Origin of the sequence: Streptomyces sp. NRRL WC-3605, assembly GCF_001509795.1 — a bacterium.
Taxonomy (GTDB): domain Bacteria; phylum Actinomycetota; class Actinomycetes; order Streptomycetales; family Streptomycetaceae; genus Streptomyces; species Streptomyces viridochromogenes.
In genome coordinates this window covers 1-26,137 of the sequence record NZ_LLZN01000086.1, presented here as the reverse complement: position 1 = coordinate 26,137, position 26,137 = coordinate 1, and the positions used below count along the sequence as shown (strand labels likewise).

Genomic DNA, 26,137 nt, shown 5'->3' with positions numbered 1-26,137 from the left:
GTTGGGCCGGTGGACCGTAGACCGGCCGAAGGGAAAGCGATGGGTAGGACACTCGCGGAGAAGGTCTGGGACGACCACGTCGTCCGGCGCGCCGAGGGCGAGCCCGACCTCCTCTTCATCGATCTGCACCTGCTGCACGAGGTGACCAGCCCGCAGGCCTTCGACGGTCTGCGCAAGAGCGGCCGGCAGGTGCGCCGGCTCGACCTCACCATCGCGACCGAGGACCACAACACCCCGACCCTCGACATCGACAAGCCCATCGCGGACCCCGTCTCCCGCGTCCAGCTGGAGACCCTGCGCAAGAACGCCGCCGAGTTCGGCGTCCGGCTGCATCCGCTGGGCGACGTCGAGCAGGGCGTCGTCCACGTCGTCGGCCCGCAGCTCGGCCTGACCCAGCCGGGCATGACGGTGGTCTGCGGCGACTCGCACACCTCCACGCACGGCGCGTTCGGCGGCCTGGCGTTCGGCATCGGCACCTCCCAGGTGGAGCACGTGCTGGCCACCCAGACGCTGCCCCTGACCCGCCCGAAGACCATGGCCATCACGGTCGACGGCGAGCTGCCCGAGGGCGTCACCGCCAAGGACCTGATCCTGGCGATCATCGCCCGGATCGGCACTGGCGGCGGCCAGGGCTACGTCCTGGAGTACCGCGGCTCCGCCATCGAGAAGCTCTCGATGGAGGCCCGCATGACCATCTGCAACATGTCGATCGAGGCCGGTGCCCGCGCGGGCATGATCGCTCCCGACCAGACCACCTTCGATTACCTCGAGGGCCGTCCGCACGCGCCGAAGGGCGAGGACTGGGACGCGGCCGTCGCCTACTGGAAGACGCTGAGGACGGACGACGACGCCGAGTTCGACGCCGAGGTGGTCATCGACGCCTCCGAGCTGTCGCCGTTCGTCACCTGGGGCACCAACCCGGGGCAGGGCGCGCCGCTTTCGGCGTCCGTCCCCGACCCGGCTTCGTACGAAGACGCTTCGGAGCGCCTGGCCGCCGAAAAGGCCCTGGAGTACATGGGGTTGGAGGCCGGCCAGTCGCTGCGCTCCATCAAGGTGGACACCGTCTTCGTAGGCTCGTGCACCAACGGCCGCATCGAGGACCTGCGCGCCGCCGCCGAGCTGGTCAAGGGCCGCAAAGTCGCCGACGGCGTACGGATGCTGGTCGTCCCCGGCTCCGCGCGGGTCGGTCTGCAGGCCGTCTCCGAGGGCCTGGACGTCGTCTTCAAGGAGGCCGGCGCCGAGTGGCGGCACGCGGGCTGCTCGATGTGCCTGGGCATGAACCCCGACCAGCTGGCCCCCGGCGAGCGCTCGGCGTCCACGTCCAACCGCAACTTCGAGGGCCGGCAGGGCAAGGGCGGTCGTACGCATCTGGTGTCTCCGCAGGTCGCGGCGGCCACCGCGGTCCTGGGCCACCTGGCCTCCCCGGCCGACCTGTCCGACGCCGAGACCCGTACGCCCGCTGGAGTCTGATCAGTCATGGAAGCATTCACCACGCACACCGGCCGGGCCGTCCCGCTGCGCCGCTCGAACGTCGACACCGACCAGATCATCCCTGCTCACTGGCTCAAGAAGGTGACCAGGGACGGCTTCGAGGACGGGCTGTTCGAGGCCTGGCGCAAGGACCCGGAGTTCGTGCTCAACCGCCCCGAGCGCGAAGGCGCCACGGTGCTGGTCGCCGGCCCCGACTTCGGCACCGGCTCCTCCCGTGAGCACGCGGTGTGGGCGCTGCAGAACTACGGCTTCAAGGCCGTGATCTCGTCCCGCTTCGCCGACATCTTCCGCGGCAACTCGCTGAAGAACGGCCTGCTCACGGTCGTGCTGGACCAGAAGATCGTGGACGCGCTGTGGCAGCTCACCGAGAGCGACCCCACGGCCGAGGTCACGGTGGACCTCGAGGCGCGCGAGGTGCGCGCCGAGGGCATCACCGCCTCCTTCGAGCTGGACGAGAACTCCCGCTGGCGGCTGCTGAACGGCCTCGACGACATCTCGATCACCCTGCAGAACGAGGCCGACATCGCGGCCTTCGAGGCGAAGCGGCCGTCGTTCAAGCCGCGCACCCTCCAGGGCTGATCCGGACGCCGCGCAAGGCGACTTTCGGCCACGCCAACACACCCGCAGTACCCCCGATCGGTCCGATCGGGGGTACTGCCATGTCTGCACCCGAACGGCCCTGCGCGTTCCCGGCGCCGCTCACAACACCCCACGTTATGGCGGGTGTTGCGGGGGTACGCGAGGGGAGTCACCGCGGCTTCCGCAAGTGCCCGGAAGGCCAACTGAGGCCGGAGTTGCACCCCTGGCAGGCGACAACTCGCCCCAGATGGCACAATCTGTGCATGGAACACGACGGCCAACTCGAGCTCTATGCGGCGGTCGCGGACCAACTCAAGGAAGCGCACGCGACTGTGCGCGCACTGCAAGTCCCGGAGGGCGTACGGATGGCGCTGACCCGGAAGCTGCTGGTCATTACGGCCGCGGCCAAGCACGACGTCGCCGAAGCGGCAAGGCGTCTGGAGCGGTTCGTCGCGGACCTCGACGCGGGGCGATTCCCCGAAGAGGAACGCTGAGAACACCTTCGAGGCAGTCGAGTCTGTTGCGGCACAAGGGTGATTAGCCCGTTTCGTGTTTGATTTGCGGTATATATCTGCCTAACGTGCGAAAAAGCTTGAACACTTTCGTTCTGGCGATGTCTCCGAAGGGGAAGACGTGAACAAGGCGCAGCTCGTAGAAGCGATTGCCGACAAGATGGGCGGCCGCCAGCAGGCCGCCGATGCTGTCGACCACGTACTGGACGCCATCGTCCGCGCCGTCGTGGCGGGGGAGCGGGTCTCGGTCACCGGCTTCGGTTCGTTCGAGAAGGTCGACCGCCCGGCCCGGTACGCCCGCAACCCTCAGACGGGCGAGCGGGTTCGGGTCAAGAAGACCTCGGTTCCCCGCTTCCGCGCCGGTCAGGGCTTCAAGGACCTGGTGAGCGGCTCGAAGAAGCTGCCGCGCGGCGGAGAGGTCTCCGTGAAGAAGGCGCCCAAGGGCAGCCTGACCGGCGGCGCCTCGGCCACGGTCAAGAAGGCCGCCGCCAAGAAGACCACCAAGGCCGCCGCGAAGAAGACCACGGCCGCCGCCAAGAAGACGACGGCGAAGAAGACCGCGGCGACGGCGAAGAAGACGGCCGCGAAGAAGACGCCGGCGAAGAAGACGACGACGGCCGCCGCCAAGAAGACGACGGCGAAGAAGACCACGGCGACGGCGAAGAAGACGGCGGCCAAGAAGGCCCCGGCGAAGAAGGCCACCGCCAAGAAGGCGCCCGCCAAGAAGTCGACGGCTCGCAAGACCACCGCCAAGGCGACCGCCCGCAAGAGGTAGAACCGCAGGGGCACTCACGCGCCGGGCCGGACTCCGCACGGAGTCCGGCCCGCGGCGTTTCCGGGCCCCGTCAGAAGGTCTGGAGCGTCACCAGCGTCACGCGCAGCGAACCGCCGTCGCCCTCCGTCTCGATGCGGACCCGCTGTCCGGGCCGCAGCAGCCGCAGGCCGCCCGCGTCGAAGGCCGGGGCGTCGAAGGGGACCGGTGTGCCGTCGTCCAGCAGCACACTGCCGGAGCGGGTGTCGGCGTCGTAGGTGTATGCGGTGGCCTGCATGTTCGCAGCCTATGCGCTCTGCCGGGGGGCCGCGAGGGGGTGTTCGCCCGGCACGGTGCCGCTCCGGACCCTACGCGCCCTCGGTGAGCAGCCCGGCCGCCACCTGGGCCGTGCGCGGGCCCACACCCAGCGCCAGGGCGGCCCGCAGATCCGCGCCGGTGTCCACGTCCTGGCGTACGGAGTCCACCTCATGGAGGCGCAGTTCCCGTGCGCCGGAGGCGTGGTGCCGGGAGCGCGAGTTCTCCCCGAACTCAGGCCCCAGCGCGTTTCCGGGCGCCGCCGTCAGCAGCGTCGTACCGGTGCCCGCCGCGTCGGCGAGAAAAGCGCGCGGGAATTCCGCCGCCGCGTCCAGGACCCGGGCCAATTCCAGCGGGCGCAGCGCGGGGAGGTCGGCGTTCAGCGCGGCCACCGGCGCCTCGGGGCGGGAGGAGCGCACGGCGGCGGCCGCGTGCGTCAGTGCGGCGTTGAGACCGCCGCGCGGTTCGTCGGGGACGATGTGCGCGCCGAGCAGCGCCAGCTCGCGGCCCGCCCGCACGTCGTCCGTGACGACGGCCACATCCTTCACCGCCGAGCAGGCCAGCGCCGCCGCGACGGTGTCCTGGGCGAAGGCGAGGGCGAGCTCCGGGCGCAGTGCTCCGGCCGCGGTGTCCGACAGCCTGCTCTTCGCCCGTGCCAAGGGCTTCAGGGGTACGACCAAGGTCCACTGCACCGGCGTTCCGTCTCTCTCTCGTCGCCGTCATTGTCGCGCAGCCGGCGCCGGGGGCGTCCGGCGGCCGCGGCCCCGGCGGCGGACGGAGGGCCCGGGAGGGGTGGGGGGCGCGCAACGGGCGGGCGTAGTGTTCTCGACAGACCGGCGGCCTGGGGCGACACTTGTGCGGCCCCCCGGCCCGATGTCTTTGATTCCTAGAGGAAGGTGTCCGCGTGCCCCGCCGCAGAATCGGCTTCTGGTACCGCTTCGCCGCGGTGATCTGCAAACCGCCGCTGGTGGTTCTGATCAAGCGGGACTGGCGTGGAATGGAGCACATTCCGGCCGAGGGCGGATTTATCACCGCGGTGAACCACAATTCGCACATCGATCCCTTCGCGTACGCGCACTTTCAGTACAACACCGGCAGGGTTCCGCGATTCCTGGCGAAGAGCGGCCTTTTCAAGAAGGGATTCGTCGGTGCCGCGATGCGCGGTACCGGGCAGATCCCTGTCTACCGGGAGACCACGGACGCGCTGAGCGCCTTCCGAGCGGCGATCGACGCGGTCGAGCGCGGCGAGTGCGTGGCGTTCTACCCGGAGGGCACCCTCACTCGCGACCCGGACCTGTGGCCCATGACCGGCAAGACCGGTGCCGCGCGGGTCGCCCTGCAGACCAAATGCCCGGTGATCCCGGTCGCCCAGTGGGGCGCCAACGAGCTGCTGCCGCCGTACGCCAAGAAGCCGCACCTGTTCCCGCGCAAGACGCACCGCGTGCTCGCCGGCCCTCCGGTCGACCTCTCGGCGTTCTACGACCAGGAGATGACTCCCGAGCTGCTGAAGGAGGCGACCGAGGTCATCATGGCCGCGATCACCCGCCACCTCGAGGAGATCCGCGGGGAGAAGGCGCCCGACGTGCCCTACGACCCGCGCCGTGAGCGCATCGAGCAGCGCCGCAGGACCACCGCGCAGAGCCGGCGGCCCCGGGAGGAGCAGGCCGAGCAGGAGGAGGGGCAGGGCACGTGAGCAAGCCCGTCAAGGCGGCCGTCATGGGCACGGGATCGTGGGGCACCGCCTTCGGCATGGTCCTCGCCGACGCCGGCTGCGAGGTGACCCTGTGGGCCCGGCGCGCCGGCCTGGCCGACGCGGTCAACTCCACCCGGACCAACCCGGACTACCTCCCCGGCGTCGAACTGCCCCGCAACCTGCGGGCCACCACGGACGCCGCCGAGGCCACCCGCGACGCCGACTTCACCGTCCTCGCCGTCCCCTCGCAGACCCTGCGCGCCAACCTCGCCGACTGGACCCCGCTGCTCGCCCCGGGCACCGTCCTCGTCTCCCTGATGAAGGGCGTCGAACTCGGCTCCGCGATGCGGATGAGCGAGGTCATCGAGGACGTCGCCAAGGTCGGCCCGGACCGCATCGCCGTGGTCACCGGACCCAACCTGGCGCGGGAGATCGCCGCGCGGATGCCGGCCGCAGCGGTCGTCGCCTGCACCGACGAGGCGGTCGCCCAGCGGCTCCAGGCCCACTCCCACACGCCGTACTTCCGGCCGTACACCAACACCGACGTGGTGGGGTGCGAGCTGGGCGGCGCCGTGAAGAACGTCATCGGCCTCGCCGTCGGCATCGCGGACGGCATGGGTCTCGGCGACAACGCCAAGGGCTCCCTCATCACCCGCGGCCTCGCCGAGACGACCAGGCTCGGGATGGCGCTGGGCGCCGACCCGCTGACGTTCTCCGGGCTCGCCGGCCTCGGCGACCTGGTGGCCACCTGCTCCTCGCCGCTGTCGCGCAACCACACCTTCGGCACCAACCTCGGCAAGGGCATGACCCTGCAGGAGACCATCGCGGTCACCAAGCAGACCGCCGAGGGCGTCAAGTCCTGCGAGTCAGTGCTGGATCTGGCCCGCAGGCACGGGGTGGACATGCCGATCACGGAGACCGTCGTCGGCATCGTGCACGAGGGCAAGCCGCCCGTCGTCGCGCTGAAGGAGCTGATGTCGCGCAGCGCGAAGCCGGAGCGGCGCTGAGCGGCCGGGGCCGGGAGCACGGCGCCGCCGCGCACCCTTTCGGGGCATCTCTCGAACCGCCACCCGTCAACGGACGCTGACTCGGCCCCGTACCACCGGGTACTCTCATCGCGATATGAGCACCGAGAACCTCCCCCAGAGCCCCGACCGGCCGGCGCGCAAGCCGCGGGTGGCCGTCGTCTTCGGCGGACGCAGCTCCGAGCACGGGATCTCCGCGGTCACCGCGGGAGCCGTGCTGCGCGCGATCGACCGGACCACGTACGACGTCCTGCCGATCGGCATCACGCAGAGCGGCCGCTGGGTGCTCACCGCCGACGATCCGGACCGCATGGCGATCAGCGATCGCAGTACGCCCAGCGTCGACCAGCTCGCCGAGTCGCACGACGGCGGTGTGGTGCTGCCCGTCGACCCGGCGAACCGCGAAGTCGTCTACAGCGAGCCCGGTTCGGTGCCCAAGGCGCTGGGCGAGATCGACGTCGTCTTCCCGGTGCTGCACGGCCCCTACGGAGAGGACGGCACCCTGCAGGGGCTGCTGGAGCTCTCCGGTGTGCCGTACGTGGGTTCGGGCGTGCTCGCCTCGGCCGTGGGCCAGGACAAGGAGTACATGAAGCGGGTGTTCACGTCGTTCGGGCTCAAGGTGGGCCCGTACGTGGTGATCCGGCCGCGTGAGTGGGAGCAGGACGAGTCCGCCGCCCGCAAGAAGATCATCGACCTCGCGGGCGACCACGGCTGGCCGCTGTTCGTGAAGCCCGCCCGCGCGGGCTCCTCCATCGGCATCACCAAGGTCGACGACCTGTCCGGCCTGGACGAGGCGATCGCCGAGGCGCGCCGGCACGACCCGAAGATCCTCGTGGAGGCGGCCCTGCGCGGCCGGGAGATCGAGTGCGGGGTGCTGGAGTTCGAGGACGGCCCGCGGGCCTCCGTCCCCGCCGAGATCCCGCCGCCGGACGCCCACGCGTACTACGACTTCGAGGCCAAGTACATCGACTCGACGCCCGGCATCGTCCCGGCGCCGCTGACGGCCGAGGAGACGGCCGAGGTGCAGCGCCTGGCGGTGGACGCGTTCGAGGCGGCCTCGTGCGAGGGCCTGGTGCGGGCGGACTTCTTCCTCACCGAGGACGGGGAGTTCGTGATCAACGAGATCAACACGATGCCCGGCTTCACGCCGATCTCGATGTACCCGCAGATGTGGCAGGCCAGCGGTGTCGCCTACCCGGAGCTGATCGACCGGCTCATCAAGGCGGCCCTGCGGCGCTCCACCGGACTGCGCTAGCGGACATCCGGGCGGGGGCTCAGTCGGCGATCCCTTCGGGGATCGCCTTCTTGATGGCCGGGGCCAGGTCGATCAGCACGCCCGAACTGTCCCGGCCCCCGGGCACGTCCACCTCGACGTACGCCCTGCGCAGGGCCGAGGTGAACCGGTACCCCCCGTCGTCGCGCTTCTCCATCAGCCAGCGGACGCCTTCCACACCGCCGGCCACGGCGTCGGGGTCCCTGCCCTCGGCCACCCTCGGGTCCAGCATCTTGGGCGGCCGTTCCACACCGCACCGCAGTATGATCGCCGGGTCTCCCCAGCCCGCGGTCAACGCGGACGCGGGCGAGGGATCCTCACGGTCCGCCCCGTCCACCTCGGCCGGCAGCGCCTTGTCGAGGTTCCGGCACAGCTCCGTGGCTTTCGCACCGGGACTGGGAACCGCCGCCGACGCACCGCCGTCTGCTGAGGAGCAGCCCGCGGCGGTGACGAGAACGGCGAGTGCGGGCAGCCCGAGGACGACAGCGCGCCGGTGACGGAAAGAGTTCACCGGCCAAGGGTAGACGGGGGCTACAGATGGACGACGGGGCAGGTCAGCGTGCGGGTGATGCCGTCCACTTGCTGGACCTTGGCGACCACCATGCGGCCGAGGTCGTCGACGGTGTCGGCCTGGGCGCGCACGATGACGTCGTACGGTCCCGTCACGTCCTCGGCCTGGATGACTCCAGGGAGCTTGCCGATCGTCTCGGCGACGGTCGACGCCTTGCCGACCTCGGTCTGGATCAGGATGTACGCCTGTACCACGGAACCTCCAGGGCGGCCACGAGGATCATGTGGGGAAAAGGAACGCCACGGTATCGCGTCGCCGCTCGCCGCGGGGAGACCCGAGAGGGCCGGGGCTTGCGCGCCGGGGTGCACGCACGGCAGAAGTTGACGTGCACCTCGACCGTAGCGAGGGCAGCAGAGACGCGCGACCGGGTGCGAACAGGGACAGAAGGGGCGTAAGGGCAATGAAGGGCACTGTTGGTGAGCTAGGGGAGTTCGGGCTCATCAGGGAGCTCACCTCCCGTCTCACCACCACCCCGGCGGTCCGGGTCGGCCCGGGCGACGACGCCGCGGTGGTGGCCGCCCCCGACCGCAGGGTGGTGGCCAGCACCGACATCCTCGTCGAGGGGCGGCACTTCCGCCGCGACTGGTCCACCGCCTACGACGTCGGCCGCAAGGCCGCCGCCCAGAACCTCGCGGACATCGCCGCCATGGGCGCGGTGCCCACCGCGCTGCTGCTCGGGCTGGTCGTGCCGGCCGAACTCCCGGTGACCTGGGCGAGCGAGCTGATGGACGGCCTGCGCGACGAGTGCCAGGTCGCGGGCGCCTCGGTGGTCGGCGGCGACGTCGTGCGCGGCGACTCCATCACGGTGTCCATCACCGCCCTCGGCGATCTGCGCAACCAGGAGCCCGTCACCCGCGCCGGCGCCCAGCCCGGCGACCTCGTCGCCGTCACCGGCTGGCTGGGCTGGTCCGCCGCCGGATACGCCGTCCTCTCCCGGGGCTTCCGCTCGCCCCGCGCCTTCGTGGAGGCGCACCGGCGCCCCGAGCCGCCCTACCACGCGGGTCCGGCCGCGGCCGGACTCGGCGCGACCGCCATGTGCGACGTCAGCGACGGCCTGATCGCCGACCTCGGGCACATCGCCGAGGCCAGCAAGGTGCGCATCGACATCCGCTCCGGCGCCATCGACATCCCCACCCAGATGAACGACATCGGGCAGGCCGTCGGAGTCGACCCCATGCAGTGGGTGCTGACCGGGGGAGAGGACCACGCGATCGTGGCGACCTTCCCGCCCGACGTGAAGCTCCCGGCCCGCTGGAAGGTCATCGGGGAGGTCCTCAACCCGTCGGCGCTCCCGCAGGTCACGGTCGACGGGGCGCCCTGGACCCGCAAGGGCGGCTGGGACCACTTCGGAGGGGACATCGAGTCGTGATACCGGGTGTGCTCACGGTGGCCGGGTCCGACTCCGGCGGCGGGGCCGGCATCCAGGCCGACCTGAAGACGATGCTGGCGCTGGGCGTGCACGGCATGAGCGTGATCACCGCGGTCACCGCGCAGAACTCGCTCGGCGTCCAGGGCGCCTGGGAACTGCCGGTCGAGGCGGTCCGCGCCCAGTACCGCAGCGTCGTCGACGACATCGGCGTGCGGGCCGTGAAGACGGGGATGCTGTCCTCGGTCGAACTCGTCCACGCGGTCGCCGAATTGATCGGGGAGACGGACGCGCCGGCCGTGGTCGACCCGGTCGGGGTGTCCAAGCACGGGGACCCGCTGCTCGCCCCGTCCGCGCTCGACTCCGTCCGCACCGCGCTGCTGCCGGTGGCGACGGTGGCCACCCCCAACCTCGACGAGGTCGCGCACCTCACCGGGGTGCGCGTCGAGTCGGAGGACGACCTGAGGCGGGCGGCGGAGGCCGTGCTGGCGTACGGGCCCCGCTGGGTCGTCGTGAAGGGCGGCCATCTCGCGGGCGACGCAGTGGACCTGCTCACGGACGGCTCGGAGGAGCACTGGCTGCGCGCCCCCCGCCACGACAACCGGCACACCCACGGCACCGGCTGCACCCTCGCCTCCGCGATCGCCTCGCAGCTCGCCAAGGGGCAGTCCGTGCCGGAGGCGGTCACGGCCGCCAAGGAGTACGTCACCGGGGCGATCGCCGCCGGGTTCGCCCTCGGCGCCGGGATCGGGCCCGTGCACCACGGCTGGGTCTTCGGCTAGGCCGGGGCCCGTCCTCGATCAGGGGCAGCTTGTCGATCGGGCACAGCTTGTCGATCGGGCACAGCTTGTCGATCGGGCACAGCGAAAAGCCGGCCCACCCGAGGGTGGACCGGCTGTTTGCAGCGAACCAGCAGTGGCCGCGCGCTCAGCTGTGGGCGTCAGCGCGAGACCTTGCCGGCCTTGATGCACGAGGTGCAGGCGTTCACGCGCTTCGGCGTCCCGCCGACCACGGTACGCACGCGCTGGATGTTCGGGTTCCAGCGACGGGGCGTACGGCGGTGCGAGTGCGAGATGTTGTTGCCGAAGCCCGGCCCCTTGCCGCAGACGTCGCAGTTGGCAGCCACGGGTCACTCCAAAGACTTCAGATGCACTTACGGTTGATCCCGGCAGGCCGGGATCGAGATCGTAGGATCAGAGATCTGAGTGGCGTTGCCAGGGGAATGGCCCGATTGGATCGGGCAACCGGAGCAGCATACAACGGCTGCGCCAGTACAACGAAACTACCATGGCTGCCCGGGGGGCGGTCCCGGCCCACCTCCGGCGGTCCCCGGCCCTGGGTCTACGCTGCGTCCCACGTCCAGCAGTCCGAGGAGGCGCAGGTGGCGCAGGTGCCGCAGACATTCTTCGATGCTCTCGCGGTGCGTACCTGGTGCGGCCTCGCGCTGGAATCGCTGGGCCGGGCGCGCGAGGAGATCGACGCGATCAACGTCTACCCCGTGGCCGACGGGGACACCGGGACGAACCTGTACCTGACCGTGGAGTCCGCGGCCGCGGCCGTGGAGGCCGTCTTCACCGCCTACGACGTGGGCAAGCCCACACTCGCCGACGCCGTCCGCGCCATGGCGCACGGCGCCCTGATCGGGGCGCGCGGCAACTCCGGGACGATCCTCGCCCAGCTGCTGCGGGGCATGGCCCAGGTGCTCGCCGCCGAGCGGGAGACGGCCCACACCGACGGAACCGGACTGCGGCTGGCGCTGCGGACCGCGGCGGACTCGGCCCGCCAGGCCGTCGCCCACCCCGTGGAGGGCACCGTCCTCACCGTGGCCTCGGCGGCCGCCGACGCGGCCGGCGCGGCCACCGGCGACGACTGCGGGGCGATCGCCCGGGCCGCCTTCGACGGGGCGCGCGCGGCGCTGGCCGCGACCCCCGGGCAGCTGGCCGTGCTGGAGCGCGCCGGGGTGGTCGACGCAGGAGGGCGCGGCCTGGTCGCGGTCCTGGGCGCACTGGTCGAGACGTTCACCGGGGAGGCGGCCCCCGTGGTCGCCGGGGCGGTTACGCGCGTGCGTGCCGGCACGGAGGACGATCCGGCCGGGGCCGAGGACTGTGCCGACGACCCAGGCGAGGGCGGGCCCGCCTTCGAGGTCATCTACCTGCTGGAGGCCGAGGACGCGGCCGTGGCCCGGCTGCGGGACCGCCTCGACGCGCTAGGCGACTCCCTCGTGGTCGTCGGCGGGGACGGCCTGTGGAACGTCCACGTCCATGTGGACGACGCGGGCGCCGCCGTGGAGGCCGGGGTCGAGGCCGGACGGCCGTACCGGATCCGGATCACCCACTTCGGCGCCGGGGCCGCGCACAGCACCGGCGAGCGCACGCCCCGCGAACGGGTCCAGCGGGCCGTCGTGGCCGTCGTACCCGGCGAGGGCCTGGCCGGGCTGTACGGCGAGGCCGGCGCGACCACGGTGCTGGCCCGCCCCGGGGAGCCCCCGGCCAGCGGGGAGCTCGTGCAGGCCGTACGGCGGGCCCACGCGCGCGAGGTCGTGCTGCTCCCCAACGACGCCGACCTGCGGCACACCGCCGCCGCGGCCGCCGAGCAGGCCCGTGCCGAGGGCATCCGCGTGGCCCTCATCCCCACCCGCTCAGCCGTCCAGGGCATCGCGGCGCTCGCCGTGCACGAGCCCGAGCGGCGCTTCGACGAGGACGTGGTGTCGATGACCTCCGCGGCCGGCGCCACCCGGCACGCCGAGGTCGCCGTCGCCGAGCACCGGTCCTGGACCTCGGCCGGCATCTGCCAGGCCGGGGACGTCCTCGGCCTCATCGACGGCGACGTGGCCGTGATCGGCGCCGACGTCACCGCCGTCGCGGAGACCGTCCTCGACCGCATGCTCGCCGCCGGCGGCGAACTCGTCACCCTCGTCCTCGGCGACGACGCCCCCGAGACGATCGCCGGCCACCTCGAGACCCGCGTACGGGAGACGTACCTCGCCGTCGACACGGTGATGTACCGGGGCGGACGCCAGGGAGCGCTGCTGCTCATCGGCGTGGAGTGACCCAGGCCCCCCACGTCACCCCTGGTCCGGTTCCTCCACGACCTGGAGCATCTGCTCGGCCTCGGCCCGGCGCCCCCGGACGGTCTCGTCCCGGTGGTCGGCACCCTCGTAGGCGGCGAGCACGGCACGCGCGTGTGCCGCCGCCTCGGCCGGCCGGCTGAGGTCCGCCTGCAGCCAGCCCGCGGCGAGTTCGGCGCCGGTGCGGCTGTGCAGGGCGTGGTCACCCAGGGACGCGAACACAGCGACGGCCCGGGTCATCTGGGCCAGGGCCTCCTCCAGCGCCGTCCGGATCGAGTCGTCCTCCGCGTCCTCGGCCGCCGAGCGCGCCAGGAGGTCCCCGAACTGGCGGTGCGTCTGGCCGAGTTCGGCGACCAGCCGCTCCCGTGCCTCCTCGTCGGCGGCCTCGTCCAGCGCGGCCGCGCACTCCTCGACCGCGCCCGCCATCAGCCCGGCCGCACGCGCGCCGTCGCCGTCCTCCACCCGCAGCGCCAGCCACGCGCGGGCGCGCAGCGAGCGGACCAGACCGTGGACGTTGCCCAGAGAGCGCCACAGCTCGCCCGCGCGCGTGTAGGCGCGGTCGGCCTCCGTGTGCAGGCCGGCGTGGCCCAGCGACTCGGCGGCCAGGTGCGCCAGCGTCGCGTGGTCGTGCTGCTCGGGCCACTCCCGGGCGATCGCGGCCGCCTGCAGCCGCCGCTCCGCCGCGTCCCGGTGGTCGCCGAGCTCGCCCAGGCAGTCACCGAGCCACCACAGCGTCTGGACGACCGCGCCGTCGCCGTGCGTCTCGGCGGACAGGTCGGGCAGCGCCGACTCCAGCACCTCCGCCGCCTCGGCGAAACGTTGCTGCCTCACCAGGAACCCACCGAGCTGGTGCCGCGCCCAGGCGCCCAGCGTGCGGCTCTCACCCGCCTCGTCGGCCCAGTGCGCCGCCTCCAGCGCGTGCTCCGCGGCCTCCTCGGAGACCCCGGTGCCGCCCAGCACCTCGGCCAGCTGGAGGTGCAGCTGGGCCCGCCCGGTCGCCTCCAGGTACGGCCCGCCGTGCTCCAGGGCGGCCCGCAGCGCCCGCTCGGCCCGGGCCGTGTCGCCGAGATGGTGGGCGAGACCGGCCAGCCGGGCCTCGTACTCCACCGCGAACCACGGCAGCCCCGCCCCGACGAACTCGCCCGAGGCCCGCGCGAACAGCTCGGCGGCCCCCTCCACGTCACCGGTGAGCGCCGCCAGCTCGGCCAGCATCGCCCGGGCCTCCGCGACCCGGGCGAGCAGCCGTACGTCGTCCCCGGTGCGCCCCGAGACGAACGCCAGCACCTCCCGGACGGCCGACTCCGCGGCGGACAGCGCGGCGCCCTCGGCGCCCTCCTCCGCCTCGTGCGCCCGGCGCATCAGGATCCGCGCCCGGCTCATCAGGACGGCCGCCGTCTGCCGCACGCCCGTGCCGTCCTCGGCGTACAGCGCGAGGATCCCGTCGTACAGGGTCCCGATCGCGTCGAGCGCCGCGGACACCTCGCCGGTCAGCGCCCGGACGTACGCCCCACGCGCGCGTGCCGCCAGCGCCTCGCCGGGATCACCCGCCTCCGCGTACAGCGCGGCGGCCTCCTCGAACAGCGGGACACCCTCGGGACCGAGGTCCATCGCCCGGTGGTCGGCGATCTCCGCCCGGTCACGCGCGTCCAGCTCGACGCCCTCGGCGGCCCGGGACACCGCCGCCCACGCCTCGATGGCGCTGGGCCGCAGCGTGTCCGACAGCCGCCGCGCCCCGGCGAGCAGCTCCGGCAGGTCCAGAGCCTCGTCCGCTGCGGCCGGGGCGGGCGCCACGGGGGCCGCCGGGGGTGCCGACGCCGGGCGGTTCGCCGTCCGCACGCCCAGCGGCAGCCGCTCCACCAGCGGTTCCTGCGCCATGCGCAGCCGCGCCCGCTCGCTCGTGTACGACGTGCCGTTGCGCTCGTCGAAGCGCGCGGCCAGCGCCAGCGCCTCCGCACGCGTGTGTGCGGCCAGTTCGCGCGCCGTCCACGTCCGGTCCGCCGGGCCGGGCACCTGCTGCCCGCCCAGCCCCAGCGCGGTCAGCCGGTCCATGAGCAGGGTCACCGCCGCCATGAAGTCCAGCCTGCTGCGCGGCTGCCCGTCGTCCGTGAAGTACGCCGGACGCTCCGCCAGCAGCTCCAGGCCGCGCGCCTCGTTGCCCGTCAGCGCGCAGAACTCCACGTGGTCCGCGTACGCGCCCCGCATGCTCTCCATCGGCCGCACCAGCCGGAAGCCCCGCAGATGGTTGGCGCGGGCCTCGTCCACGCGGCCCAGGCGCAGCAGCGGGGCCAGCGACGACGCGAGGACGGTGTGCGGTTCGTGGGCGCAGGAGTACTCGCCGTCCAGGACCGGCCGCCACAGCCGGACCGCCTCCGCGTCCCGGCCCCGCACGGCCTGCCACCAGCCCTGCCCGTGCAGCTCGCACGCGTGGCAGTCGGCCATGGAGTCCCGGTCGGCCGCCAGCCACGCCGCGTACGCCCGCTCCGCCCGCTCCAGGTCGCCGATGTGCGCGGCCACGCTGAACTCGGCGCCGCGCACCGCCCGCTCGGAGTGGCCGGCCAGCCGGTAGCGGTGCTCCATCTCGCCGAGCCACTTCTCGATCGAGGGGAGCGGGATGTGCGGCTGGTCGAGCATCCCGGCCGACATCCACTTGAAGACCCAGTGCAGGCTGTGCGTCTCGTACTCGTCGAAGTCCTCGGGCCGCTCGTCCCACATGCGCAGCAGCCGCGCGAACGGGACGAACATCTTCGCCTTCTCGGAGCTGTAGTTGTAGACCTTCAGCTGGTGCCCGAGCGCCTCGATCACGGCGAGGGGCTCGCCCAGCCGCTCCGCCTCGGCGAGCAGCCGCTCCGCGCGCGCGTTGCGGGCCGGGCCCTCCGGCTGCTCGCCGTTCTCCGCCATCGCCCGGCGCAGTGCGTCGAGGTCGGTGATCTCCGTCATCAGCGGTCCCCCTCCCCGTTCGTGGCCCACTCCAGCAGGCCGATGAAGGCCCGGTTCAGCAGCGCCGAGTCCGTGGGCCTGAGCGGGCGCTGCGCCATCAGCAGGGCCTGCCCGTACAGGGACTCCACGGCGGTGCCGATCAGTTCCGGCTCGCCCAGCGAGCCGATCCGCCGGATCAGCGGACTGAGGTGGTTGAGCACCAGACGCGCGCGGGGCGCCTCTCCGCGCAGCGAGCCGAGGATGCCCGCCCACAGGTCGTCGGCCTCGTCCTCGGCCTGCGCGCGGGCCTGCTCGTGCCGGGCGGCCCGGTCGTCCAGGTGCAGCGCGGGCACCGACAGCGGATGGAAGGCGCGCAGCACGACGTCGCAGCCCAGCGGGTCGAGCGCGGCCCGCGCGGTCGCGAGGAAACCCGACAGGGCCAGCTCCACCGTCGGGTCGACGGCGTCCAGATGGGCGGTCACGGTGTCCGCGTCCAGCTCGGCCACGACCGTGCCCGGCCGCACCGACGGCAGCGCCTCCACGAGCTCGCTGTCGTACGTGTAACCGCCGTTGATCACGCCGACGCCCTGCGCGGACGCGATCGGCGCGACCTGGCGGTACTCCTCGACGGTCCGGGTGAAGTGCACGACCCGGTGCCGCCGCGCGAACTCCTCCAGGGACAGCCGGCCGTCGGTCGTCTCGAACGGCAGCCAGGGCAGCATCGTGCGCAGCATCTCCCGGTCGTGCCGCGCCAGGGACTTCACGCCCAGGTGGTGCACCGCGAGGAACGCGGCCAGCCGCTCAGGGTCACCGGCCGCCAGACCCGTCAGCCAGGCCCGGAGCCGTTCCCCCAGCGCCTCCCGCACCGCCGCCAGTGTCTCGTCCTCGTACAGCGCCTCGCGCGACGCCGTCGGCCGCAGGCTGTCGGTGTCCAGCACGCACCGCACGAAGAACGCCCAGTCGGGCAGCAGCTGTTCGGCGCGCTCGGTCAGCAGCATGCCCTTGAGGTGGACGCGATGGCCCGCCCGCTGGGCCGGGCTGACCGCCGACGGCAGGACGTACGCCACCCCGCGGATCCCCGCGAGCGGCACGTCCAGCTCGATCGCGTCCAGCGGTGTGAAGCCGAACAGGTCGTGGCAGTGCCGCCCGAGCGCCACCCGCCGGGCGGCGGGGGAGGGGTACGGCCGGTCCCAGGGCGCCGGCAGGTCGGTGACCGCCTCCTCGCCGACCCGCACGTCGTACGGCAGCAGCGAGCCGAAGTCCCGCGCCAGCGCCAGCACCCGGTCCTCGGCCAGCCACTCGGCCGCGCCGGCCCGGGCCACCAGGTGCACGGTCGTGCCGGGCTCCGGGCGCGCGTCATGCGGCAGCGTGCGCACGGTGTACGAACCGTCGTCCGTCGCCGTCCACTCCACGGGGGCCGCGTCCGGCGTCCGCGCGCTGCGGCTGACCACCCGGATCCGCTCGGCGACGACGAAGCAGGCGAGCAGCCCGATGCCGAACTGGCCGAGGAATTCCGACCGCGCTTCCTGAAGTCCCTCCGCCCGTTTGGAGCTGCGCCCGATCGTCGCGAGGAGGTCGTGCACGTCCGCCTCGGTCAGCCCGATCCCGGAGTCCTCGACGCGCAGCGCGCCCGGCTCGGTGAACAGCCGCACCCGCGCGGGCGCGTCCGGCTCGGCGGCGCGCCGGGCGGTGATGGCGTCGACCGCGTTCTGGAGCAGCTCGCGCAGGTAGACCTTCGGACTGGAGTACAGGTGGTGGGAGAGCAGGTCCACCAGACCGCGCAGGTCGACCTGGAAGGAACGGGGTGACGGGGAGGCCGGGGAGGCCGGGGATGACTTGGAGGTCTGGGAGTCCATCGTCGCAGCGCCGGCGGGGGGAAGGGCGACGGCGCGGGGTCGGGCGGTCCCGGTGAGGCGGTGACCGCGAAAGGGATGGCCGGGGCGCGTCATCCTAGATCCGAGACGAACCGGCTGACCAGGGGTTTCCGGGACGTTTACCCACAAGGCCACGGCGGCGCCCGACACGATGTCAGTGTTGTGGTGTGGAATGGATCTCGTGCCCGCACTGGACGAACCACTGAAGAAGGTGCTCGGCCCCCCCACCGCGAAGGTGATGGCCGAGCACCTCGGCCTGCACACCGTCGGGGACCTGCTCCACCACTATCCCCGCAGATACGAGGAGCGCGGTCAGCTCACCCACCTCGCCGACCTCCCCATGGACGAGCACGTCACCGTGGTCGCCCAGGTCGCGGACGCCCGGCTGCACAGCTTCGCCTCCGCCCGGGCGCCGCGCGGCAAGGGCCAGCGCCTGGAGGTCACCATCACGGACGGCAGCGGCCGCCTCCAACTGGTCTTCTTCGGCAACGGCGTCCACAAGCCGCACAAGGAGCTCCTGCCCGGCACCCGCGCGATGTTCGCGGGCAAGGTCTCCGTCTTCAACCGCCGCCTCCAGCTGGCGCACCCCGCGTACGAACTGCTGCGGGCGGACTCCGAGGAGGCCGTCGAGACCTGGGCCGGCGCGCTGATCCCGCTCTACCCGGCCACCGCCAAACTGGAGTCCTGGAAGATCGGCAAGGCGATCCAGACGGTCCTGCCGAGCGCCCAGGAGGCCGTCGACCCGCTCCCGGAGTCCCTGCGCGAAGGCCGCGGCCTGGTCCCCCTCCCGGAGGCCCTGCTCAAGATCCACCGCCCGCACACCAAGGCCGACATCGAGGACGCCCGCGCCCGCCTCAAGTGGGACGAGGCCTTCGTCCTCCAGGTGGCGCTCGCCCGCCGCCGGCACGCCGACGCCGAACTCCCCGCCGCCGCCCGGCGCCCCGCGCCCGACGGACTGCTCACCGCCTTCGACGCCCGCCTCCCCTTCACCCTCACCGAGGGCCAGCAGCAGGTCTCCCGGGAGATCTTCGCCGACCTGGCCACCGAGCACCCGATGCACCGGCTGCTCCAGGGCGAGGTCGGCTCCGGCAAGACAATGGTGGCGCTGCGCGCGATGCTCGCCGTCGTCGACGCCGGTGGGCAGGCCGCGATGCTCGCGCCCACCGAGGTGCTGGCCCAGCAGCATCACCGGTCGATCGTCGAGATGATGGGCGACCTCGCCGAGGGCGGCACCCTGGGCGGTGCCGAGCACGCCACCAAGGTCGTGCTGCTCACCGGGTCCATGGGAGCCGCCGCCCGCCGCCAGGCCCTGCTCGACCTCGTCACCGGCGAGGCCGGCATCGTCATCGGCACCCACGCGCTGATCGAGGACAAGGTGCAGTTCCACGACCTCGGCCTGGTCGTCGTCGACGAGCAGCACCGCTTCGGTGTGGAGCAGCGCGACGCCCTGCGCGGCAAGGGAAAACAGCCCCCGCACCTGCTGGTCATGACGGCCACCCCCATCCCGCGCACGGTCGCGATGACCGTCTTCGGCGACCTGGAGACGTCCGTCCTCGACCAGCTCCCCGCCGGCCGCTCACCGATCGCGTCCCACGTCGTCCCGGCCGCCGACAAGCCCCACTTCCTCACCCGCGCCTGGCAGCGGGTGCGCGAGGAGGTGGAGAACGGACACCAGGCGTACGTCGTCTGCCCCCGCATCGGCGACGAGGAGGACGACCCGAAGAAGGCGAAGGCCGCCTCGCCCGAGGACGACGCCGAGAAGCGCCCGCCGCTGGCCGTCCTCGACGTGGCCGACCAGCTCGCCAAGGGCCCCCTCCAGGGCCTCGCGGTAGAAGTGCTGCACGGCAGGATGCACCCCGACGACAAGGACGCCGTGATGCGCCGCTTCGCCGCCGGCGACACGGACGTCCTGGTCGCCACGACCGTCATCGAGGTCGGCGTCAACGTCCCGAACGCCACCGCCATGGTGATCATGGACGCCGACCGCTTCGGCGTCTCCCAGCTGCACCAGCTGCGCGGCCGCGTCGGCCGCGGCTCGGCACCCGGCCTGTGCCTCCTGGTCACCGAGATGCCCGAGGCGAGCCCCGCCCGGCAGCGCCTGGACGCCGTCGCCTCCACCCTCGACGGCTTCGAGCTGTCCCGGATCGACCTGGAGCAGCGCCGCGAGGGCGATGTCCTCGGCCAGGCCCAGTCCGGCGCCCGCACCAGCCTGCGGATGCTGGCCGTCATCGAGGACGAGGAGATCATCGCGGAGGCCCGGCAGGAGGCCGCCGCCCTCGTGGAGCGGGACCCGGAGCTCACGGGGCTGCCCGGCCTGCGGACCGCCCTGGACGCCCTCCTGGACGAGGAACGGGAGCAGTACCTGGAGAAGGGGTGAGGCGAGCCGGTCCGGGGGACGCGACCGGATGGACCAGGCGGGTACCCGGGCCCGTGCGCGACCGGCCACACTGATACCCACAACCGCCCACACCCGAGGACAGAAGATGACCCGCGTGATCGCCGGAGCCGCCGGCGGACGTCGACTGGCCGTGCCGCCCGGCACGGGGACCAGGCCCACCTCCGACCGCGCGCGCGAAGGTCTCCTCTCCACCTGGCAGTCGCTCCTCGGCGGCCCGCTGGACGGGGAGCGGGTCCTCGACCTCTACGCCGGCTCCGGCGCCGTCGGCCTCGAAGCCCTCTCGCGCGGCGCGGGCCACACCCTGCTCGTCGAGGCCGACGCCCGGGCCGCCCGCGTCGTCCGGGAGAACGTGAAGAGTCTCGGCCTCCCCGGCGCCGAGGTGAGGTCGGGCAAAGCGGAACAGATCATCCGCACGGCGGCGCCGAGCGAGCCGTACGACATCGTCTTCCTCGACCCCCCGTACGCCGTCTCCGACGACGATCTCCGGGAGATTCTCCTCACACTCCGTACCGGGGGCTGGCTCGCCCCGGACGCGCTCGTCACCGTGGAGCGCAGCACCCGAGGCGGGGAATTCCGGTGGCCGGACGGTTTCGAGGGTCTCCGGGCCCGCCGGTACGGCGAGGGAACGTTTTGGTACGGTCGCGCCGCCTCTACGTGCGAAGACGCACGATGATCGGACCGGAGAGCGAGGGATCGCAAGTGCGCCGCGCCGTATGCCCCGGGTCGTTCGACCCCATCACCAACGGACACCTGGACATCATTTCCCGAGCCTCCAGGCTGTACGACGAGGTCTATGTCGCCGTCATGATCAACAAGTCCAAGAAGGGCTTGTTCGAGGTCGACGAGCGACTGGACCTGATCCGCGAGGTCACCGCCGAGTACGGCAACGTCCGGATCGAGGCGTTCCACGGCCTCCTCGTCGACTTCTGCAAGGAGCGCGACATCCCGGCCATCGTGAAGGGCCTGCGCGCGGTCAGCGACTTCGACTACGAGCTGCAGATGGCCCAGATGAACAACGGCCTCTCGGGCGTCGAGACCCTCTTCGTCCCGACCAACCCCACCTACAGCTTCCTGTCCTCCTCCCTGGTCAAGGAAGTGGCGACCTGGGGCGGCGACGTCTCCCACCTCGTCCCGCCGGTGGTCCTGGAGGCGCTGAACAAGCGCCTGCGGCACAGCTGATGGGGCTACAGTCGTCCCGTCCGTCTCCATCACAGCTGTAGAGAGTGGCGAGCACCCGGTGGACGTGCAGAACAAGCTCGACGAGATCGTGTCGGCGGTCTCCAGTGCCCGGTCGATGCCGATGTCGGCCTCGTGCGTGGTCAACCGCGCCGAACTGCTCTCAATGCTCGAAGAGGTCCGCGCGGCCCTGCCCGGCTCGCTCGCCCAGGCCCAGGAGCTGATCGGCGACCGCGAGCAGATGGTCGAGCAGGCCCGCCAGGAGGCCGAGCGGATCATCCAGGGCGCCCACGCCGAGCGCGGCTCCCTGCTCTCCGACACCGAGGTGGCCCGCCGCTCCCAGGCCGAGGCCGACCGCATCCTCGCCGAGGCCCGTCAGGAGGCCGAGGAGATCCGCGCGGAGGCCGACGACTACGTCGACTCCAAGCTCGCCAACTTCGAGGTCGTCCTCACCAAGACCCTCGGCTCCGTCGGCCGCGGCCGCGAGAAGCTCCTGGGCACCGGCCCGGGCACCGACGAGAACGGCTACGAGGACGAGGACGCCCCCGAGCGCAGCCACGACCCGGAGACCCTGCGCCGCAGCGCCGACGAATACGTCGACGTCAAGCTCGGCGCCTTCGAGGCGGTGCTCGCCAAGACCCTGGAGGCGGTCGGCCGCGGCCGGCAGAAGCTGCACGGCCGGATCGCCACCGACGACCTCGGTGCCCTCGCCGACGACATGAGCACCGTCCAGCACTCCAGCGACGCCGACTACCTCGCCGACCTCGCCGCGCTCGCCCAGCAGGACGCCCCGGCCGCCGCCCCCGCCGAGCCGCCGGCGGCCGTACCGCCGCAGCCGCAGTACGACCCCGGCGCCGCGCAGCCCGCGTACGGCTACCAGCAGCAGAGCGCCGACCCGTACGGCTACCAGCAACAGGGCTACGGCGGCCAGCAGGACGCCTACGGCTACCAGCAGGCCGACCCGTACTCCCCCACCTCCGGCTACGCTGCGGCGGGAGGTGTCCCCTTCCAGGGCTACGACACAGGGCAGCAGGCGTACGACCCGCAGCAGCAGCCCCAGCAGCCCCAGCAGAACCACCAGTCCTACGCGCTCGACGAGACCAGCCTCTTCGACACCAGCATGATCACTCCGGAGCAGCTGAGGGCGTACGAGCAGGGGCGCGGCCAGTAGCGCGACCACCGGATTGGGCCGTGAGCGAAAGGTCCAGTATCCTGGCTCTTCGGTCGCGCGTACGTCCGCGATCAACGCTGCCCACAAGGCACCACTGGGCGGCAGAACCCCCTGAGCTCAGCAGATCGAAAGCAGGAACGGCGTGACAGCCCGCCTCGACCACCGCAACCCCCTCGTGTTCGACACACACGAGCTGGGCCGGCGGCCCGGTGCGCTGCAGCGCCTGACCCGCACGGTCGACGCCCCCAAGGATCTCGGGATCCCGAAGGTCGTCGGAGTGCCGGAAGGCGCTCCGCTGGAGCTCGAACTCCGGCTCGAGTCGGTCATGGAAGGTGTGCTTGTCACAGGCACCGGCCGTGCACGGGCCGAGGGGGAGTGCGTAAGGTGTCTGGAGCCGCTTCAGCTCGATGTGGAAGCGGACTTCCAGGAGATGTTCTCGTACCCTGACGCCGACGACCGGGGCCGTGCGCACCGCGCGGAGCCCGGCGACGACGCCGAGGACGACGAGGACAGGCTCTTTCTCGAGGACGGCCTGTTCGACCTCGAGCCTGTGCTGCGTGATGCGGTGGTGCTCGCACTGCCGATGCAGCCGGTGTGCCAGGAAGACTGCCCGGGACTGTGCGCCGAGTGCGGCGTGCGTCTCGCTGACGACCCGGACCACCACCATGACGCCGTCGACATCCGTTGGGCGGCACTGCAGGGACTCGCCGATTCACTCGAACCCGGCGATAAGGACGACAAGAGCGGCGCCGAACCGGGCGTCGACGAGAAGCAGGAGAAGTAGCCGTGGCTGTTCCGAAGCGGAAGATGTCGCGCAGCAACACGCGCCACCGCCGGTCGCAGTGGAAGGCTGCGGTCCCCACCCTGGTTGCGTGCGAGCGCTGCCACGAGCCCAAGCAGCAGCACATCGCGTGCCCGTCTTGCGGCACCTACAACAAGCGCCAGGTCCTCGAGGTCTGAGCGGCTGGTGAGAGGCACTGTGTCCACGCCCAAGAAGAACGCAGCGGACAACCAGGCCTCGTCCCACACGCTGTTGGAAGGGCGGCTCGGGTACAAGCTCGAGTCCGCCCTTCTGGTGCGTGCGCTGACCCACCGCTCCTACGCGTACGAGAACGGCGGTCTGCCCACCAACGAGCGGCTGGAGTTCCTCGGGGACTCCGTGCTCGGCCTGGTGGTCACGGACACGCTGTACCGCACCCACCCCGATCTGCCGGAGGGCCAGTTGGCCAAGCTCCGGGCCGCGGTGGTCAACTCGCGTGCGCTGGCGGAGGTGGGCCGCGGGCTCGACCTGGGCGCCTTCATCCGGCTCGGCCGTGGTGAAGAGGGCACGGGCGGCCGGGACAAGGCGTCCATCCTCGCCGACACCCTGGAAGCGGTGATCGGCGCGGTCTATCTCGACCAGGGCCTCGACTCGGCGGCGGAGCTGGTGCACCGCCTGTTCGACCCCCTGATCGAGAAGTCCTCGAACCTCGGTGCCGGCCTGGACTGGAAGACCAGTCTCCAGGAGCTCACCGCGACCGAAGGGCTCGGCGTTCCCGAGTACCTGGTCACGGAGACCGGCCCCGACCACGAGAAGACCTTCACTGCTGCCGCCCGCGTCGGAGGCGTCTCGTACGGCACCGGCACCGGCCGCAGCAAGAAGGAGGCGGAGCAGCAGGCCGCCGAGTCCGCATGGCGGTCCATCAGGACCGCGGCGGACGAGCGCGCCAAGGAGGCGGCGAACGCCGCCGCCGAACCCGACGCCGACGCGTCGGCCTCCGCCTGACCGAACAGCGCGATCCGAGCGCCCGTCCCGGCCCCGGGGCGGGCGCTCGGCCCGTATCCGCACGGTGTGAGGAGGTAGACCATGCCCGAGTTGCCCGAGGTCGAGGTCGTCCGGCGCGGCCTGGAGCGGTGGGTCGCCCACCGCACGGTCGCCGACGCCGAGGTGCTGCACCCGCGCTCCGTGCGCCGGCACGTCGCGGGCGCCGACGACTTCGCGCACCGCCTGAAGGGCCATCGCGTCGGTGTCCCCAGCCGGCGCGGCAAGTACCTGTGGCTGCCCCTGTCCGACACCGGCCAGGCGATCCTGGCGCACCTCGGCATGAGCGGCCAACTCCTGGTGCAGCCGCACACGGCTCCCGCGGAGAAGCACCTGCGCATCCGGGTGCGCTTCGCCGACGCCCTCGGCACCGAACTCCGATTCGTCGACCAGCGGACCTTCGGCGGCCTTTCGCTGCACGACACGACCCCCGACGGCCTGCCCGACGTCATCGCGCACATCGCCCGCGATCCCCTGGACCCGCTCTTCGACGACGAGGCGTTCCACCAGGCGCTGCGGCGCCGGCGCACCACCGTCAAGCGGGCCCTGCTCGACCAGTCGCTGATCAGCGGGGTCGGCAACATCTACGCGGACGAGGCCCTGTGGCGCGCCCGCCTGCACTACGACCGCCCGACGGCGACGCTCACCCGGCCGCGCACGATGGAGCTGCTGGGCCACGCCCGGGACGTGATGAACGCCGCCCTCGCGGTCGGCGGCACCAGCTTCGACAGCCTCTACGTGAACGTCAACGGCGAGTCCGGCTACTTCGACCGCTCGCTCGACGCGTACGGCCGTGAGGGCCTGCCGTGCAAGCGCTGCGGCACACCCATGCGGCGCCGGCCCTGGATGAACCGGTCCAGCTACTTCTGCCCGAAGTGTCAGAGGGTGCCGCGCGTCTCGTCGTAGTGCCGTCGTGCCGTGAGCACGTCGTCCATCTGCCCCTCAACGAACTGGATGAGGCTCATCAGCCGCTCGGCCACCCCGCGGCCCAGCGGGGTCAGCTCGTAGTCCACGCGCGGTGGGTTCGTCGGCTGCGCGTCCCGGTGCACCAGGCCGTCGCGCTCCAGCGCGTGCAGCGTCTGGGACAGCATCTTCTCGCTGACGCCGTCGACCCTGCGCCGCAGCTCGTTGAACCGCAGCGACCCCTCGTACAGGGCGCCCAGCGTGAGTCCGCCCCACCGTCCCGTGACGTGCTCCAGCGTGCCGCGTGAGGGACACGTCCTAGCGAACACGTTGTACGGAAGCTGCTGCTCCGCCGTGCGGTCCTGGGTGCTCTCCATATGCATAGCGTACTCGCATACAGCGCTGTCGCGGCGCTTGCGCTTTCGTGCAGGCCGCACTCGCCCAAGAGTGGCGCTTTCCTCAAGCTTGCGCTTTCTAGTAGTTAGTGCTTTCCTCTGGTTACTGTCATTGACCGGCGGCACGTCATCGCCGTTCGGTCCCTCTGCCGTCTCCCGCACCCAGGAGTGCCCTGTGACCACCCCTGTCGTTTCCATCGCCTACCACTCCGGCTTCGGCCACACCGCCGTCGTCGCCGAGGCCGTGCGCACCGGTGCCGCCGAGTCCGGGGCCGAGGTGCACCTGATCAAGGTGGACGAGATCACGGAGGAGCAGTGGACCCTCCTCGACCGCTCCGACGCGATCGTCTTCGGCTCGCCGACGTACATGGGCACCGCGTCCGGCGCCTTCCACACCTTCGCGGAGGCCACATCCAAGCGCTGGGCCGCGCAGGCATGGAAGGACAAGCTGGCGGCCGGCTTCACCAACTCCGGCTCCAAGAGCGGCGACAAGCTGCACACCCTGCAGTTCTTCCAGATCCTCGCCGGGCAGCTCGGCATGCACTGGATCAACCTCGGACTGCTCCCGGGCTGGAACCACAGCACCGCCTCCGAGAACGACCTCAACCGCCTCGGCGTCTTCGCCGGCGCCGCCGCCCAGACCGACGTCGACGCGGCCCCGGACGCCGTCCACAAGGCCGACGTGGCGACGGCGGAACACCTGGGCCGCAGGGTGGCGGAGACGGCGAGGACGTTCGCCTTGGGGCGCGCGGCGGCGGCCTGACGGTCCCGAAATCCCGCACGCACCCGTGCCGGAGCCCGCAGTAGCGTGGCCCACCGAGCCGGCCGGTGAGGTCATGGCCGGGGGCCGGGGGCCGGGG

The 26,137-nt window shown here is 72.2% G+C and carries 27 protein-coding genes; 19 read left to right on the top strand and 8 right to left on the bottom strand.

Annotation, left to right across the window (positions count from 1 at the left end; translation table 11 throughout):
- The first annotated feature begins 39 nt into the window (after positions 1-39).
- From leuC to ADL34_RS28240, 4 genes are all read left to right on the top strand, one after another.
- Positions 40-1,470 carry a 3-isopropylmalate dehydratase large subunit gene (gene leuC / locus ADL34_RS28255; RefSeq protein WP_062666627.1) on the top strand — a complete coding sequence of 477 codons (1,431 nt, stop codon included), beginning with the start codon at positions 40-42 and terminating at the stop codon, positions 1,468-1,470.
- A gap of 6 nt (positions 1,471-1,476) precedes the next feature.
- The gene (gene leuD, locus ADL34_RS28250; protein ID WP_062666629.1) at positions 1,477-2,070 is read left to right on the top strand and encodes a 3-isopropylmalate dehydratase small subunit; all 594 of its coding nucleotides are present in this window, start codon (positions 1,477-1,479) and stop codon (positions 2,068-2,070) included.
- A 263-nt stretch (positions 2,071-2,333) separates the two neighbouring features.
- Entirely contained in the window at positions 2,334-2,564 is a 231-nt protein-coding gene (locus ADL34_RS28245; RefSeq protein WP_062666631.1) for a hypothetical protein, read from the top strand.
- Positions 2,565-2,703: 139 nt separating this feature from the next.
- Complete coding sequence (locus tag ADL34_RS28240) at positions 2,704-3,357, top strand: HU family DNA-binding protein (RefSeq protein ID WP_062666633.1); 654 nt, start codon at positions 2,704-2,706, stop codon at positions 3,355-3,357.
- Positions 3,358-3,427: 70 nt separating this feature from the next.
- Here the strand turns inward: ADL34_RS28240 and ADL34_RS28235 are convergent, their stop codons facing one another.
- On the bottom strand, positions 3,428-3,631 hold the full coding sequence (locus ADL34_RS28235) for a hypothetical protein (protein ID WP_055623327.1): 204 nt from the start codon (positions 3,629-3,631) through the stop codon (positions 3,428-3,430).
- A gap of 70 nt (positions 3,632-3,701) precedes the next feature.
- Positions 3,702-4,340 carry a 2-phospho-L-lactate guanylyltransferase gene (cofC, locus tag ADL34_RS28230; protein WP_062666635.1) on the bottom strand — a complete coding sequence of 213 codons (639 nt, stop codon included), beginning with the start codon at positions 4,338-4,340 and terminating at the stop codon, positions 3,702-3,704.
- Positions 4,341-4,552: 212 nt separating this feature from the next.
- On the opposite strand from cofC, the gene ADL34_RS28225 reads away from it, so the two are divergent.
- The 3 genes from ADL34_RS28225 (at position 4,553) to ADL34_RS28215 (ending at position 7,621) form a co-directional block, all read left to right on the top strand.
- Positions 4,553-5,341 (top strand): lysophospholipid acyltransferase family protein, encoded by a 789-nt coding sequence (locus tag ADL34_RS28225; protein ID WP_062666637.1) that lies wholly within the window; start codon positions 4,553-4,555, stop codon positions 5,339-5,341.
- Positions 5,338-6,348 carry an NAD(P)H-dependent glycerol-3-phosphate dehydrogenase gene (locus tag ADL34_RS28220; protein WP_062666639.1) on the top strand — a complete coding sequence of 337 codons (1,011 nt, stop codon included), beginning with the start codon at positions 5,338-5,340 and terminating at the stop codon, positions 6,346-6,348. Before ADL34_RS28225 ends, ADL34_RS28220 begins: the two co-directional genes overlap by 4 nt.
- Positions 6,349-6,463: 115 nt before the next feature.
- Positions 6,464-7,621 carry a D-alanine--D-alanine ligase family protein gene (locus ADL34_RS28215; protein WP_062666641.1) on the top strand — a complete coding sequence of 386 codons (1,158 nt, stop codon included), beginning with the start codon at positions 6,464-6,466 and terminating at the stop codon, positions 7,619-7,621.
- Positions 7,622-7,640: 19 nt separating this feature from the next.
- Here ADL34_RS28215 and ADL34_RS28210 read toward each other — a convergent pair whose 3' ends face one another.
- Entirely contained in the window at positions 7,641-8,150 is a 510-nt protein-coding gene (locus ADL34_RS28210; RefSeq protein ID WP_062666643.1) for a DUF3515 domain-containing protein, read from the bottom strand.
- A 20-nt stretch (positions 8,151-8,170) separates the two neighbouring features.
- Complete coding sequence (locus tag ADL34_RS28205; RefSeq protein ID WP_055623321.1) at positions 8,171-8,404, bottom strand: Lrp/AsnC family transcriptional regulator; 234 nt, start codon at positions 8,402-8,404, stop codon at positions 8,171-8,173.
- A 206-nt stretch (positions 8,405-8,610) separates the two neighbouring features.
- On the opposite strand from ADL34_RS28205, the gene ADL34_RS28200 reads away from it, so the two are divergent.
- Both ADL34_RS28200 and thiD read left to right on the top strand, forming a co-directional pair.
- Positions 8,611-9,579, top strand: a complete 969-nt coding sequence (locus tag ADL34_RS28200) for a thiamine-phosphate kinase (protein WP_062666645.1) — start codon at positions 8,611-8,613, stop codon at positions 9,577-9,579.
- Positions 9,576-10,358, top strand: a complete 783-nt coding sequence (gene thiD / locus ADL34_RS28195; protein WP_062666647.1) for a bifunctional hydroxymethylpyrimidine kinase/phosphomethylpyrimidine kinase — start codon at positions 9,576-9,578, stop codon at positions 10,356-10,358. The genes ADL34_RS28200 and thiD overlap by 4 nt, the downstream gene beginning before the upstream one ends.
- Before the next feature lie 158 nt (positions 10,359-10,516).
- Here the strand turns inward: thiD and rpmB are convergent, their stop codons facing one another.
- Entirely contained in the window at positions 10,517-10,702 is a 186-nt protein-coding gene (gene rpmB, locus ADL34_RS28190) for a 50S ribosomal protein L28 (protein ID WP_004924906.1), read from the bottom strand.
- Between the two features lie 255 nt (positions 10,703-10,957).
- Between rpmB and ADL34_RS28185 the strand changes: the two genes are divergently transcribed.
- Entirely contained in the window at positions 10,958-12,625 is a 1,668-nt protein-coding gene (locus ADL34_RS28185) for a DAK2 domain-containing protein (RefSeq protein WP_062666648.1), read from the top strand.
- A 15-nt stretch (positions 12,626-12,640) separates the two neighbouring features.
- Here ADL34_RS28185 and ADL34_RS28180 read toward each other — a convergent pair whose 3' ends face one another.
- Together ADL34_RS28180 and ADL34_RS28175 are read right to left on the bottom strand one after the other, a co-directional pair.
- Positions 12,641-15,580: a hypothetical protein gene (locus ADL34_RS28180; RefSeq protein ID WP_062666650.1), complete on the bottom strand. Its 2,940-nt coding sequence runs from the start codon at positions 15,578-15,580 to the stop codon at positions 12,641-12,643.
- On the bottom strand, positions 15,580-17,415 hold the full coding sequence (locus ADL34_RS28175; RefSeq protein WP_062666652.1) for an HSP90 family protein: 1,836 nt from the start codon (positions 17,413-17,415) through the stop codon (positions 15,580-15,582). Before ADL34_RS28175 ends, ADL34_RS28180 begins: the two co-directional genes overlap by 1 nt.
- A 190-nt stretch (positions 17,416-17,605) precedes the next feature.
- Between ADL34_RS28175 and recG the strand changes: the two genes are divergently transcribed.
- The 8 genes from recG to mutM all read left to right on the top strand — a co-directional run bounded on the left by recG (position 17,606) and on the right by mutM (position 24,885).
- The gene (recG, locus tag ADL34_RS28170; RefSeq protein WP_062666654.1) at positions 17,606-19,810 is read left to right on the top strand and encodes an ATP-dependent DNA helicase RecG; all 2,205 of its coding nucleotides are present in this window, start codon (positions 17,606-17,608) and stop codon (positions 19,808-19,810) included.
- A 106-nt stretch (positions 19,811-19,916) separates the two neighbouring features.
- Positions 19,917-20,504: a 16S rRNA (guanine(966)-N(2))-methyltransferase RsmD gene (rsmD, locus tag ADL34_RS28165; RefSeq protein ID WP_062666655.1), complete on the top strand. Its 588-nt coding sequence runs from the start codon at positions 19,917-19,919 to the stop codon at positions 20,502-20,504.
- 26 nt (positions 20,505-20,530) lie between these two features.
- Positions 20,531-21,010 carry a pantetheine-phosphate adenylyltransferase gene (gene coaD / locus ADL34_RS28160; RefSeq protein ID WP_062666657.1) on the top strand — a complete coding sequence of 160 codons (480 nt, stop codon included), beginning with the start codon at positions 20,531-20,533 and terminating at the stop codon, positions 21,008-21,010.
- Between the two features lie 58 nt (positions 21,011-21,068).
- The gene (locus ADL34_RS28155) at positions 21,069-22,178 is read left to right on the top strand and encodes an ATP synthase F0 subunit B (protein WP_062666660.1); all 1,110 of its coding nucleotides are present in this window, start codon (positions 21,069-21,071) and stop codon (positions 22,176-22,178) included.
- 142 nt (positions 22,179-22,320) lie between these two features.
- Positions 22,321-22,962, top strand: coding sequence for a YceD family protein (locus tag ADL34_RS28150; protein ID WP_062666662.1), 642 nt, complete (start codon positions 22,321-22,323; stop codon positions 22,960-22,962).
- A 2-nt stretch (positions 22,963-22,964) separates the two neighbouring features.
- On the top strand, positions 22,965-23,138 hold the full coding sequence (gene rpmF, locus ADL34_RS28145; protein WP_003951102.1) for a 50S ribosomal protein L32: 174 nt from the start codon (positions 22,965-22,967) through the stop codon (positions 23,136-23,138).
- 19 nt (positions 23,139-23,157) lie between these two features.
- Positions 23,158-23,943, top strand: coding sequence for a ribonuclease III (gene rnc / locus ADL34_RS28140; protein ID WP_062666663.1), 786 nt, complete (start codon positions 23,158-23,160; stop codon positions 23,941-23,943).
- A gap of 81 nt (positions 23,944-24,024) precedes the next feature.
- A complete protein-coding gene (mutM, locus tag ADL34_RS28135; RefSeq protein ID WP_062666665.1) occupies positions 24,025-24,885 on the top strand; it encodes a bifunctional DNA-formamidopyrimidine glycosylase/DNA-(apurinic or apyrimidinic site) lyase in 861 nt (286 codons plus the stop codon).
- Here the strand turns inward: mutM and ADL34_RS28130 are convergent.
- Positions 24,858-25,259 (bottom strand): winged helix-turn-helix transcriptional regulator, encoded by a 402-nt coding sequence (locus ADL34_RS28130; RefSeq protein ID WP_062666667.1) that lies wholly within the window; start codon positions 25,257-25,259, stop codon positions 24,858-24,860. The genes mutM and ADL34_RS28130 overlap by 28 nt on opposite strands.
- Positions 25,260-25,452: 193 nt before the next feature.
- Here ADL34_RS28130 and ADL34_RS28125 point away from each other — a divergent pair, with 193 nt between their 5' ends.
- Entirely contained in the window at positions 25,453-26,040 is a 588-nt protein-coding gene (locus ADL34_RS28125) for a flavodoxin family protein (protein ID WP_062666669.1), read from the top strand.
- The last annotated feature ends 97 nt before the right edge of the window (positions 26,041-26,137 follow it).